Raw genomic sequence first — 11,857 nt, 5'->3', positions numbered from 1 at the left:
AACACTATGCTTTCACAAAAGGCTCGGATAAAGATTGCTAAGAAACCGTTGTTAGCGGGGCTTCTTGGCGTGCTTGAAGCAGGGGCAGCGCCACAATATTGGCGGCATTAACATAAGCAGGGATAAAAAGGGGTCTAAGTCCCTCTAAGAGCCTAGGGAAACTCATAACAGTTGCTACCTGTATACACAATCCCGTAGCCCTACCCCTAGCCCACGTTAAAGGTGGTGTATTATGAGCAGACCTGGAGAGATACGCGTGATCGATTACGCCTTCCTTAAGCAGCTCGAAGAGTGGGTACGTGCGCAGAAGAAGCTGCTGGAAACGTTTAGAGAGACAGCTGACAGAGTTGAACAAGGAGACCGCCTTGATATAATAGTTGCAACGCGTGCAGCATTCCAACACATGATAAGAACAATAAAGGCTTTCGACAACTGGCTTCAAGATCCAGTAATAATAGCGCATGTTCCCAGGGAAATGCTTCTAGAAGTATGGAAAGTCATGTACAATATCCTAAACCAGCTCCTTGAGATAGATATTAAGCATACAAGCGATGTAAAAGACTTGCTAGAGCAGCTAGCAAAGGAAGGTAAGCTGAACCCCCTCGTAGCCACGGTGAGGACTTCAGGAGAGGAGGAGGAATCACCCAGAAGACCACCAACAATGATGATATAGCGCGTTAACTCATCTTTTATTATTAGCTAAAGCCTCCGGCCAATATAACGCGTTCTCTATTCGTGAACATAGTTTTTAGCACAGTAATGTAAACGAGTTTACAAGGAGTACTCGGAGAGGCAAGGCATAGTTCTAGGACGTTATAAGGGGTGTATTACTACGTCCAAGTATCTACGCATGCCTCCCAGAATAAAGGTCCTCGAAGCACTCGGTGCTATAGCGGATGGACGTATAGAAAAGATCAGTGATAAGAAATATAGAGTTGTCAGCAGCGAGGGTGATAGGGTTTATACCGTCTATGTCGACCCTGAGAAGGGTCTTGCCTACAGCAATGATAACGGCACAAGGCTTCGAGGCTACATAGGGTACCCTATTATAGCCGTGCTCATGGTTGAAGGCGTGCTTCCATTCGATAAGGAGTTATCTGAAGCTCTCCGAGACATACCTTGGAGAAAGCTCAACGAGACTTACAAAAAGTATCGACTCGTCGAACAAGAAGTAAAGAAGATTGCTGCAACACGTGGCATAAGTCCTGCTCGTCTCGACAAATTCGTGGAAGAGGTTATGAGTAGTCTCCGTAAGCTGAGGCTTAAGCTCATAGACACGATCCCCCTATTCTAGCAGCACCGGCAAAACCAGTATACAGAGCTTGACGGTGACGCCTACGTGGCCGGACAGAACGCCGCGGATAATGGCAGGGATGATTTATGCTCCGTTGTACTTACGATAGCAGAGCTGGGAATCGCCACACCCGAGTACATAGCCGCAAAGCTTAGACTCCCGCTCCAAAGGGTACGCGCAATACTAGGGTTTCTCGAAGCCCAAAAGTGGATCGAACGTGTCGAAACAGATGCTTCTTCTTGTCCGTGTCAGCGCTGCCCGCTTAGAACAATATGCCCCATAGCAAGATCAGCTACATCGCAGAGGATCACGGCTTATCGCGTTAAAAAAGAGATACTCGATTATTGTAAACGGAAATTGGGGCAAGAGCAGAGGCAACATCGCTAACCTTTTTACGATAAAGCGCCAAATTATAACTCGGAATAAATTCAATCAATATCCTTAGATTCATGACGCGATAGGTGATTGATTAATGTCTGCATTCAGTGCTATCTCCTTTATTTCTGCAGCTGCCCAGCAACCAACGCCTTCAGCACCAAGCAACATAGGCACGATTATAGCACTATTCTTTGCACTACTAATAATCTTCATTATATTGTTATACAGCATTAGGATAGTAAAAGAATATGAAAGAGTTGTAGTATTCAGGCTTGGAAGAGCTGTCGGAGCAAAAGGGCCCGGGATAGTAATCGTAATACCCATAATAGATCGCGTAGTGACTGTTGATCTACGTATACATACAGTTGATGTACCTAGGCAGAGAATAATAACAAAGGACAATGTTGAGGTATCAGTAGACGCTGTAGTATACTACCGGGTCCAGGACCCCCTGAAGGCAGTGCTCACTGTGCGAAACTACAACCTAGCAGTAACCATGCTTGCACAGACAACGCTCAGAGACATAATCGGCAAGAGCGAGCTAGACGACCTCCTGACTCGGAGAGAAGAGATCAACAAGGAGCTACAAAAAATCCTTGACGAGCTAACAGATCCGTGGGGCATCAAGGTCACAATGGTAACCATAAAGGAAGTAGTGCTGCCCGAGGGCATGGTTAGGGCGATGGCAAGGCAGGCGGAAGCGGAGCGCTGGAGGAGGGCAAAGATCATAGAAGCTGAGGGTGAGAGACAAGCTGCCAAGATCCTGGGCGAGGCAGCCAGAATATATGAGGAGCATCCTGCTGCGCTACGTCTACGTGAGCTACAGACACTGATAGAGGTAGCTAAGGAGAAGAACATGATAGTATTCTATCCGTTAGGTCTAGGAAAGGAACATGCTACTGAAGTAGCACTAGGCCTTGTGGGCGGCAAGGCCGTGCAACGACAGCAGACCCAAGAATAAGAGGCGGCTTTGTCGGCTGGGTAACCGCCCAGTCATCCCCCAATATTTTTAGCCCGTGGCTACGCGGGGTCACGCTCCCCGAAAAGCTCCTCACTCGAGTTATAGAGTATTGACGCCCAGAAAGGGGTTTAAGGGTTAGCTTTGGTTTTTCTTGCTTGGCCTCCTCTTAGCCAAAGCATCTGTCACCTGCATCTCCTAGCCCCGGCACGATGAACCCCATATTGTTTAGCTCAGGGTCTATAGCGGCTACGTATATACTTCCTCTTACTCCTACCTTGTCGAGTGATCTAAGCACAATCCTGATTCCCTGTTCAACGGCTATAAGGCCAACAACAACTATCTTCTTGGGTTTTTCTCTTCCTATCCGCTCTATTACGCGGGACAGCGTGCTGCCAGTCGCTAGCATAGGGTCTACAAGCAGAACATACTTGCCTTTAACGCTCCCAATGTTCCAGTAGGGTATATCGACGTCGAACACAATGCCTTCCTTGGCTTGTGTCTTTGTTTCCTCTAGCCTCTTTGCCGCGACAAACCCCATTCTCGCCCTACGGTACAATCTTCGAGCCCCTAGAGCCATAGGAAGCGCTGCTCGCAGCACAGCAACTATTACAATGTCTTCGTCTTTGACTCTAGCTCCAGTGGCAACGGCTCCTAGTGGTGTCTCAACACTTTCATCTAGCAGGGGAAGTTCTCGTGAAGCCTCGTAAGCTAGCAGGTAACCAGCCTGTTCAAGCAGTTCACAGAAGATGTGTGAGGATGTGTCCCTTTTCCTTAGCTCTAAGAGGATGTTTTGAAGAGCCGGGTTTTTCACGACGTTTACGCGTTCCAAGCATAACCCAGACTAGAACAAGACAAGGGCGAGACTCCTTCTTAAGCATTAGTGTCTACAAAGCTTCTCATAATCGCGCAACGCGTGCCTAGCCAAGTGCCTCAGATCCATTGCTGTGTATGCCTCAGCTGCTTTCAGCAATAATTTGCACTGTTCCGCTCTATCACCGAGACTAAGGATTTGTGCTAGCTCTCCCCCTATCTCGAGTAAGACCTTGTCGCCAAGAGGGTTCTTGGGTTCACGGGTCTTCAAGTACTCTCTAGTATTTATGTGAGCGAACTCTGTGGCAGAAAATGTGAGAAGCGACGACCCCACGATGCAAGCCTTCTTGCCAACACGTATATAATCTGAAGGACGAACCTCGCCCCTCCACTCACAGAGCATTCTGGCTATATCGTAAAACCTGGCTGCATAACGCCCATCGATGCCGAGCATTAATGTCTCTAGGAAACCCCCAGCATGAAGTGGCACGACGATATCACAGCCATCTAAGAAGGCTAAGAGATTTCTTATTAGACCTGCTGTGATCCAAGGGGCATCGCCTGGTACAACGAGGACTCTCTTTGCACTAAGAGAGGATATAGCGGCAAGTGCTGCACCAGGGCCTTTGCATGCAAGATCAGTATCATAGAGGCAACCGCTCTCAAGGCTTGTGAGCGACGTATAGAGTTTGCATCTCTCCTCGTTGCGCGTTAGGACATACGTTTCAGAGGCACCTGCTTCTCGGAGAGCAGCCACAATCCTTGCTATAGATGTCTCGCCATCAACAATCGCTATGAGCTTATCTCCTCCAAACCTCTTGCCTTCCCCGCCTCCGAGCACAACTCCTACAAAGCTCAATCCCAAAGCACCGCGCAAACTTTTGCAAATGATATCTTGTCTCCATATTCTTTACAGATAGGTATATATTGGTAAAATACCTATAGACTAGCGGGTACCCTCTACCCGTCTCCTTTTCTGAGAGACATAGTAGGTAGCCCAGAACCAGTATTTGGATGTGCACACATATTGAGTAAGAAGAGTTTGCCAAAAGGGCTTAGAGAAAGCCTTGAACCCGAAGAAGAAGTTTTATACATGGTTAAGAAGAAGTTTGCACTTGAGAAGCCAAAATGGCTCATTGTAAGCAATAGAAGAATTATCCTCTTCGACGAAAAGATTCTTGGACGATATGAGCTGAAGTCGGTGCCATTCGAGAAGCTTGAAAGAATTGTATATCATGGTGGCATAGTTGGTTCGAGCTTCATAATTATGCTTGAGAATGGAGAAGAGTTAAAGCTCTCTTGGATGGACAAAGATGAATCGAAGAAAGCAATAGGCGAGATATATGATGCAGTAAACAAGATAGCTATAGAACGCCCCTTACTCAACAAGAAGAAAAACCTGCTGAGCGAGGAATGGATATTCGAAAAACCGTCAGAACTTGTTGCAAGATCTACACGTGCAGCTCAGCAGAGCTAATAGGGAAGAACGCAGTATCCCAGCACGCTTAGGAATTGATGCTTGAGGCGAACCTGCATAGAGAGTCTAGGAGGGAATATACCAGGTCCACAACTATCCTGGCAAGTTCTTCCTCAGTATCTGTTTGTAGCTTGCCTATTCTCTCGAGCCTTATAGCGGCTCCTTGCATAACAGCTTGTAAGCGGTCAACAAGGTCTCCGAGTACACAGCGCGGCTCCGTTGAGGCCTCACAACCTGCTATGCAGATGGAGGCGGCGTCGCTAAGATTGTAAGCGGCCTCACGTAGTAGCTTAGCTATGCCGCTGCCTTTTCCGCGACCCTTACCTATAGAGGCTGATATATCTTCTAGAATAGAGAGTGATCTCCCGCAAGCTTCGCTCAACACATCTTCGCACTTTCTTTCCTGATACATATTCTATCGCCTAGCCTTCTTGTCATAGGCTATGCCGTTGCTCAACACGATAGTGTCAAGTGCCAGGGTAGTTTCTCCAATTAGACTACGAAGAGTGCCCTGGGGGAAAAGAGTACTCTATCACCGTCTTTAAGCTCCGTGTCAAGACCTTTTAGAAAATCTACTCTTCTCCCATTGATAGCTATTTCGACGGGGTACTTGATCCTGCCCTCCTCGTCAATAACACGATCCCTAAACCCTGGGAAGATATTCGTGTCGATATACTCTACTAGATCGCGGACAGTGGAGCCCTTGGGAAGCCTTATCCTTACTTGGTGTTTTTTAATTAACTCGTAGAACTCTTGGACAAATACAGCTATGACTTCTATCTCATTGATACTCATAGCTGTTGCACCTTTGTCTCCTTATCTATGGCTAGAGAGTAGGGTACCGAGTAGGTGGGCTGGGATAAGAAAAGGGATTAGGATTTAAAAAACCTATGGCTTGGCTAGGAAAACGTGCTTTTCGTTCTAGGAGACGATGTATAGGAATTCTTCGAGTCCTAGTCTCTTCAGCGTCTCTGGCGTAGGCTTCCCGTCAACCCATCCTCTGGCCTTATAGTATACTGGTAGGTAGGCCTCTAGGGCCTCCTTGGCAGTCTTGCCCTTTGCGGGGCCGTCGGGCAACGGTTCTTCTAGGAGCCTCTTTGGCAGCGTGTCTTTGTACCCATAGCCTTCTCTTACCGCGAAGAGCCTCTCAACGTTATAGATTCTTTCGCCGGTTGTGAGCAGTTCTTCTACCGTGAGATCCTCCCAGCCCATAGCGGCTTTCAACATTTCTACATAGTATTCTGGTGCATCGGCGAACGTGTTGAACTTACATACTACAAGGCTGTCTATTACTGCGAAGTAGTCTTGCTGCCACTTGACGAGCTCAGCCTTCTTCGGGTCAATTTTCAGCGGGTCGTACTTCTCGGGTACTCCGAGCACGTCGAAGCTTACGCTATAGGCTCTTAGGTGGCAGCCACCGCGGTTTGAGGTAGCATAGCTTAGGGCCATGCTGTTAATTGCTCTGGGGTCGTACGCTGGAAGCTCGAGGCCCTTTACATGTATCGCGCAATCAGGGCAGCCAAATGCCTCTGCCAGCCTCTTTGCGCCCTCGGCTGCATACTCGCCTATTCCGTCGCGATAAGCAGTCTTCCATATTAGTCTTATAACTGCGTCAGCATTGCCCCATGTCGGCTCAACGTCTTCTAGCAAGCTTAGGAGCTTCTCGGCCTTATCCTTGGGTAGCTCTCCTTTCTGCGCCTTCTCATAGAGCTCCATTAGTACAGCAGCTGTGTTACCGAAGCTTATCGTGTCGAAGCCCATGTCGTTCAACAGGTAGTTTATCTTTATTATTGCCTCCATGTTGCCAATCATTGTGTTGGCGCCGTTGGCCCATATTGTCTCGTACTCGGGGCCTTCGGAGACCGGTGTGCGGTAGGGCCCGCTCTTCACCTCTGCTACTCTGGCGCACCTTATTACGCAGCCCCAGCAACCCTTATTGGTTTTCAGATAGTGCTCGGCGAGGTATTCGCCGCTAATCTCGTAGGCCTTCTCGAAGGTTCCCCGGGTCCAGTTCTTCGTCGGAAGGCCGCCGTGCTCGTTGATAATGTTCACCAATACGGCTGTACCGTACTTTGTTAGTGCTTGCGAGATACTGTGCTCCATTATCTTTTTGCCAAGCTCCTTAGCAGCCTGGGTGAACTTTTGCCTGTCATATAGTTCTATTTTGCGATGACCATATACGAATATCGCCTTGACTTTTTTCGAGCCCATTACCGCGCCTAGGCCCGTTCTACCAGCTGCACGGTACTTGTCGTTCATTATTGCAGCGATCTTTGAGAGGTTCTCGCCAGCGGGGCCAATTGCCAGCACGCTTCCGAGGTCGGGCTTCGTTATCCCCATTGTCTCTCTTATCACGTTTTCGGTGTGGATTACTCCGCGGCCCCAGAGATTCTTAGCGTCGTGGAACTTTACTTCTCCGTCAACAATGCTTATCCAGACCGGTTCCTCGCTTACGCTCTCAAGCACTATGCCATCGTATCCTGCGAAGCGTAGCCAGGGTCCGAACTGGCCGCCAGAGTTAGAGTCGCCGAGGATGCCGGTTAGAGGGCTCTTTCCGACAACGTGGTACCTGCCTGTCTCAACGGCAGCCGTGCCGGTTAGGGGGCCTGTTAGGATGTAGAGCTTGTTCTCAGGGCCGAAGGGGTCGGCGCCCTTAGGTATCTCTTTGAGGGCTAGGTATGCGCCGAGGCCTCTGCCGCCGATGAAGCGGCGAAGGGTCTTCTCGTCAATCTTTTCTTCGCGGACCTTCTGTGTCCAGAGGTTTATTCTTAGAAGTTTGAACTCCACCTGTAGAGCACCGTCTAATAGGGTTACGAGACCAATTATAATAGGGTTTCTATGAGGCGTGGATAGCGGTAGTGGTAACGCGGGTTAAAGATAACTGGTCAACACGGCTCTATCGTTGAGGGGGGCTTTGAAGTTACGGCATATGTGACCATGGTAACCTCTGGTATCTCACTACTTATTCTCCAAGATATCTCGGCAAGAACCTCGTAGGGTATCCGCGACCAATCAGCTGTCATCCCGTCCTCACTCTCAACGATGCGAATAGTCACAATGTAGCCATCCACCCTGCTATCACCCTTCACGCCAACCCACTTATCGTCGCCGACTACGGCGAATGCTTGCCAAACCCTATCGTAGAGCCCGGCCTTGCGCAGCACCTCCTCAACTATACGCGAAGCCCTCCTAGCTATGCGCAGCTTTTCGTCGGTGACCTCGCCGATTATGCGTACAGCTAGCCCAGGGCCAGGGAAGGGGTGGCGATAGGCATATTCTCGTGGAACGCCGAGCGAGATGGCTATGCGGCGTACCTCGTCCTTGTAGAAGTAGCGCAGCGGCTCAAGCACCTTCAACCCAAGCCTTTCTGGCAGCCCACCTACATTGTGATGGCTCTTTATTCTATCTGCTCCAGGCACCGCACCGCTCTCTATCACGTCGGGATATGTGGTGCCTTGAGCAAGCCACTTTATAGATGGATCACTTCTAGCCACGTCCTCGAATATCTCGATAAATGTTTTGCCAATGATCTTCCTCTTCTCCTCGCAGTCCTTTATGCCGCGAAGCCTCTTCAGGAAAACCTTGGAGGCATCAATGTAGACGGGCTCTATGCCGAGGCTTCTGAGCAGCGACAATACCTCCTCTGCTTCGCCCTCGCGGAGAAGGCCATGGTTAACAAAAACGGCTACGAGCCGGTCACCTATAGCCCTCTTGACGAGAAGTGCTGTCGTAGTTGAGTCAATGCCTCCGCTAACTGCGACCAGAACCTTTTCTCCCGGAGGCACCTTAGCCCGTATCTCGCGGACAAGCTCGTCTACGATGTTCTCCGGCTTCCAGTTCTTCTGAAGCTTAGCCACTAAGGAGACAAAATTGTCTAGCAAGAGTCTTCCTTTTGGCGTATGGGCAACTTCTGGGTGAAACTGGACACCATAGATTGGCCTGTCTCGGAGTCTGAAAGCAGCAATATAGCCGGTATCTCTCGAAACCGCTAAGACCTCTGCGTTGTCAGGAACAAATGCAACATAGTCGCCGTGGCTCATCCACGTTTCTTCCTCGGAGCCCCATCCCCGAAACAACGGGTCACTAGGTCGTAGTACCCTCACCCATGTCCGCCCATACTCGCCGGGACCTCTCTCAACCCTGCCACCAATAAGCAATGCAAGCAATTGATGCCCATAACATATACCAAGCACGGGCACGCCTAGTTCGAGTATCCAGCTGCCTATACGGGGCGCATTAGGCTCGAGAACACTACGAGGACCACCAGACAATACAACAGCGCCCGCTCCTAGCTTCCTTATCTTCTCCGGGCTAGCCTCATAGTAGTGAATTATCTCAGTATAAACTCCCAGCTCTCTCAATCGCCTTGAAATCAAATGAGCATATTGTCCTCCAAAATTGATTATCGCAACAGCACTATAGCCTTCACCTATCCTCATATAACAAGCACCGCCAATTAACCTCTCGTGCTCAGCAACACTATGTCGGTTACAAATAACATTACGCTACTGCTCTATTTAGCATTCATGGTCTCAGATCACTGCTTCACTATGATGTAAGCTGCCCCTTATGCACCTCGGGAACGGAGTCAAGAACTTGATTGGCACATTAATAGGGCTTGCTTTCTCAGATTAATGATTTTGCATTGAGGTGCAATCAGAGACCAATTATGTTAACTAAATACGTGTAGCAGATGGAACGCCTTGTTTTTAGCCCGGAGACGCAGCTCACTTAAGCCTCCCAGAGACAGGGAGCCCATGTTCTATTTTGCACCCTTTAAGAAGAAAAAGCATATATTCTCTTTTCCTACGAGAAGCCCACCACATTAGGTGTAATATTTGAGTAAAACCGGTAAGAGCACAGAGAGCATTATAGTCAATGAGTATAGGCCGCTGATAGGAGACCGGCATGGTTTCTGGACACGTGAGAAAATACTCGAGATACGCTACGCCGCCACCGAGGCTCTCGAAAAGGCTGTGGTAAAGCCTCTCCGCAGGCGTGGACGAATCCTAGACCGACTAGCTATTCGAGATATTAGGCCGGACGAAGTAAATGATCTCGCAAAAAAGCTCGGACCAACCGGGCTAGATAGACTTGACGTAGATGCCGGACTGATGTTCGCTGGGACTAGGCTCCGCCTCCCCGTCTATCTCGGCGATATGAGTTTCGGCGCTCTTGCAGGTAGGCCTAATATCGCGCTAGCCCGTGCAGCAGACGAGGCAGGCGCAGTCATCGGTGTTGGTGAGGGCGGCCTTCACCCCGAGGTCGCCAAGTATAAGAATATTGTTATACAGTGGGCTAGCGGCCGCTTCGGCGTAGACCGGTATATGATCCGGAAAGGGATCGCAGTCAACATAAAGATAGGGCAAGGGGCAAAACCCGGCATAGGTGGACATCTCCCAGCAACAAAGGTTGTAGATGAGATTGCAAAGCTGCGCCGCCTCCCACCAGGTACTGAGGCTCTCAGCCCTGCCCCCCACCACGATATCTATAGTATAGAAGATCTCGCCCAGCGGGTAAAGATGTTGAAAGAGCTTACAGGTAGACCTGTGCTCGTCAAGACTGCCGCGGGGCACCAGGTAGGCTTTGTCGCAGTAGGGATAGCGCGTTCAACAGCCCTAGGCGCGATAATAGATGGTGCTGGAGCAGGCACTGGGGCAGCTCCTCGCATTGTCAGGGACCACATAGGTATACCGGTAGACTACGCGATACCAGTAGCCGATAAGCTTCTGCGCGCAAACGGCCTGCGAGACGGCTTCCTCCTCATAGGCGGTGGAATGATATACTCGGGAGAAGACATAGCTAAGCTCATCTTCCTCGGAGCAAACATGGCTAACATCGGCACTGCTGCCTTAATAGCAATGGGTTGCATAATGTGCCACTTATGCAACACGGGAAAGTGTCCAACAGCGCTAACGAGCAGCCTCACTCATCCCCTTAAGCTAGACGTTGACTGGGCTACTCATCGAGCGGTAAACTGGCTCAAAGCCATAGAGAGAAGCCTAAAACTTATAACATATGTTCTTGGAGAAGACTCTCTCCAAAAGCTAGTTGGGCGAAAAGACCTACTCGAGGCATACAATATAGACGAAGAGGTCGCAGATACGATAGGCGTGGAAGCGGCTGAGCCGGGCCAGGTAGCCTGGTACGCGGATGGAACTATCTATGATGTGCCTAGAGAAGTCTACGAGAAGGCCAAAACCCCCGTCGTCGGCATGGGCGGCATAGTGCCGGGCTACACATCACCTGCCGAGAGGCCGCTTGACCTCTTACGCATAGAGGCAGCGCAGGTAACTAGGCCAAGCATAGACCCCTACCGCGAAGAAATAAGTCTAGAGACAAGACTCTTCGACGGCACTACCTATGAAGCCCCTATAGTCGTACCTTGCAGCGATGAGGCTCTAGTAGAGGCAGCTACTGCGCTAGGGCTGCCCCTCGAGTGCGACCTCATGGAGCACCCGGAGGCAATAGCACTCCCACCAGGCGTCTATCCCCCAATTGGGGCCAGGATAGTAATCGTTGATGAGAAGCTCAGAGGCGGAAATGGTAGGTCAAAGCCGTGGTTAGAGGAGTGGGTAGTTAGGCTTGACGACGAGTACTGGAGGAATGGTATAAGGGATAGTGTAACCATAGTTGCATCAGGGCAGCTAAGACACGGGGCAGACGTATACAAGCTCATAGCCCTTGGCGCCGACATGGTTCTCCCAATAAAGCTCTTCAAGTCTCTGGCCTCAAAGCTTAGAGACAAGCCTTTGGAGAAGCGCAGAGAAGCATACGAGAACACGCTCATAGAGCTAATGTGGGAAATAAAGCTCCTCATGGGAGCAGGCGGGGTTACGAGCTATGAGAGCCTCCATGGTAATCGCTGGCTCCTTAGAAGCCTTGATGGCCTCGTATCAAGGCTTCTTGGGGTAAGCCTTGCCGGGAGGTGAAGCAG

At 49.9% G+C, this 11,857-nt stretch carries 12 protein-coding genes; 6 read left to right on the top strand and 6 right to left on the bottom strand.

Translation table 11 applies throughout. The features are described 5' to 3' along the window. Window positions 1–232: 232 nt before the first annotated feature. From SBG41_RS01495 to SBG41_RS01480, 4 genes are all read left to right on the top strand, one after another. Window positions 233–673 (top strand): DUF2153 domain-containing protein, encoded by a 441-nt coding sequence (locus SBG41_RS01495; RefSeq protein ID WP_317895778.1) that lies wholly within the window; start codon window positions 233–235, stop codon window positions 671–673. Between the two features lie 177 nt (window positions 674–850). After that, the gene (locus tag SBG41_RS01490; protein WP_317895777.1) at window positions 851–1,294 is read left to right on the top strand and encodes a Clp protease/crotonase-like domain-containing protein; all 444 of its coding nucleotides are present in this window, start codon (window positions 851–853) and stop codon (window positions 1,292–1,294) included. A gap of 45 nt (window positions 1,295–1,339) precedes the next feature. After that, window positions 1,340–1,681 (top strand): hypothetical protein, encoded by a 342-nt coding sequence (locus tag SBG41_RS01485; protein ID WP_317895776.1) that lies wholly within the window; start codon window positions 1,340–1,342, stop codon window positions 1,679–1,681. 85 nt (window positions 1,682–1,766) lie between these two features. Further along, the gene (locus tag SBG41_RS01480) at window positions 1,767–2,633 is read left to right on the top strand and encodes a slipin family protein (protein WP_317895775.1); all 867 of its coding nucleotides are present in this window, start codon (window positions 1,767–1,769) and stop codon (window positions 2,631–2,633) included. Window positions 2,634–2,799: 166 nt separating this feature from the next. Here SBG41_RS01480 and upp read toward each other — a convergent pair whose 3' ends face one another. Both upp and mobA read right to left on the bottom strand, forming a co-directional pair. Then, on the bottom strand, window positions 2,800–3,462 hold the full coding sequence (gene upp, locus SBG41_RS01475) for a uracil phosphoribosyltransferase (protein WP_317895774.1): 663 nt from the start codon (window positions 3,460–3,462) through the stop codon (window positions 2,800–2,802). 48 nt (window positions 3,463–3,510) lie between these two features. Beyond that, the gene (gene mobA, locus SBG41_RS01470) at window positions 3,511–4,302 is read right to left on the bottom strand and encodes a molybdenum cofactor guanylyltransferase (protein WP_317895773.1); all 792 of its coding nucleotides are present in this window, start codon (window positions 4,300–4,302) and stop codon (window positions 3,511–3,513) included. Between the two features lie 168 nt (window positions 4,303–4,470). Here mobA and SBG41_RS01465 point away from each other — a divergent pair, with 168 nt between their 5' ends. Beyond that, window positions 4,471–4,920 (top strand): PH domain-containing protein, encoded by a 450-nt coding sequence (locus tag SBG41_RS01465; RefSeq protein WP_317895772.1) that lies wholly within the window; start codon window positions 4,471–4,473, stop codon window positions 4,918–4,920. A gap of 28 nt (window positions 4,921–4,948) precedes the next feature. Here SBG41_RS01465 and SBG41_RS01460 read toward each other — a convergent pair whose 3' ends face one another. The 4 genes from SBG41_RS01460 to guaA all read right to left on the bottom strand — a co-directional run bounded on the left by SBG41_RS01460 (window position 4,949) and on the right by guaA (window position 9,359). After that, a complete protein-coding gene (locus tag SBG41_RS01460) occupies window positions 4,949–5,332 on the bottom strand; it encodes a hypothetical protein (protein WP_317895771.1) in 384 nt (127 codons plus the stop codon). A gap of 80 nt (window positions 5,333–5,412) precedes the next feature. Then, window positions 5,413–5,715 carry a MoaD/ThiS family protein gene (locus SBG41_RS01455; protein ID WP_317895770.1) on the bottom strand — a complete coding sequence of 101 codons (303 nt, stop codon included), beginning with the start codon at window positions 5,713–5,715 and terminating at the stop codon, window positions 5,413–5,415. 126 nt (window positions 5,716–5,841) lie between these two features. Next, complete coding sequence (locus tag SBG41_RS01450; protein WP_317895769.1) at window positions 5,842–7,707, bottom strand: aldehyde ferredoxin oxidoreductase family protein; 1,866 nt, start codon at window positions 7,705–7,707, stop codon at window positions 5,842–5,844. A gap of 98 nt (window positions 7,708–7,805) precedes the next feature. Further along, window positions 7,806–9,359: a glutamine-hydrolyzing GMP synthase gene (gene guaA, locus SBG41_RS01445; protein WP_317895768.1), complete on the bottom strand. Its 1,554-nt coding sequence runs from the start codon at window positions 9,357–9,359 to the stop codon at window positions 7,806–7,808. Window positions 9,360–9,758: 399 nt separating this feature from the next. Between guaA and SBG41_RS01440 the strand changes: the two genes are divergently transcribed. Next, complete coding sequence (locus SBG41_RS01440) at window positions 9,759–11,852, top strand: FMN-binding glutamate synthase family protein (protein ID WP_317895767.1); 2,094 nt, start codon at window positions 9,759–9,761, stop codon at window positions 11,850–11,852. Window positions 11,853–11,857: the final 5 nt, after the last annotated feature.

The sequence above is a fragment of the Pyrofollis japonicus genome, from assembly GCF_033097485.1.
Classification (GTDB): Archaea; Thermoproteota; Thermoprotei_A; order Sulfolobales; family Pyrodictiaceae; genus Pyrofollis; species Pyrofollis japonicus.
This window is presented reverse-complemented; position numbering and strand designations above follow the sequence as displayed.

Bases quoted from the DNA above. Each gene is read 5' to 3' on its own strand.
- SBG41_RS01490 (WP_317895777.1), top strand. From the start codon at position 851: ATGCCTCCCAGAATAAAGGTCCTCGAAGCACTCGGTGCTATAGCGGAT.
- SBG41_RS01460 (WP_317895771.1), bottom strand. From the start codon at position 5,332: ATGTATCAGGAAAGAAAGTGCGAAGATGTGTTGAGCGAAGCTTGCGGG.
- guaA (WP_317895768.1), bottom strand. From the start codon at position 9,359: ATGAGGATAGGTGAAGGCTATAGTGCTGTTGCGATAATCAATTTTGGA.
- SBG41_RS01455 (WP_317895770.1), bottom strand. From the start codon at position 5,715: ATGAGTATCAATGAGATAGAAGTCATAGCTGTATTTGTCCAAGAGTTC.
- SBG41_RS01495 (WP_317895778.1), top strand. From the start codon at position 233: ATGAGCAGACCTGGAGAGATACGCGTGATCGATTACGCCTTCCTTAAG.
- SBG41_RS01480 (WP_317895775.1), top strand. From the start codon at position 1,767: ATGTCTGCATTCAGTGCTATCTCCTTTATTTCTGCAGCTGCCCAGCAA.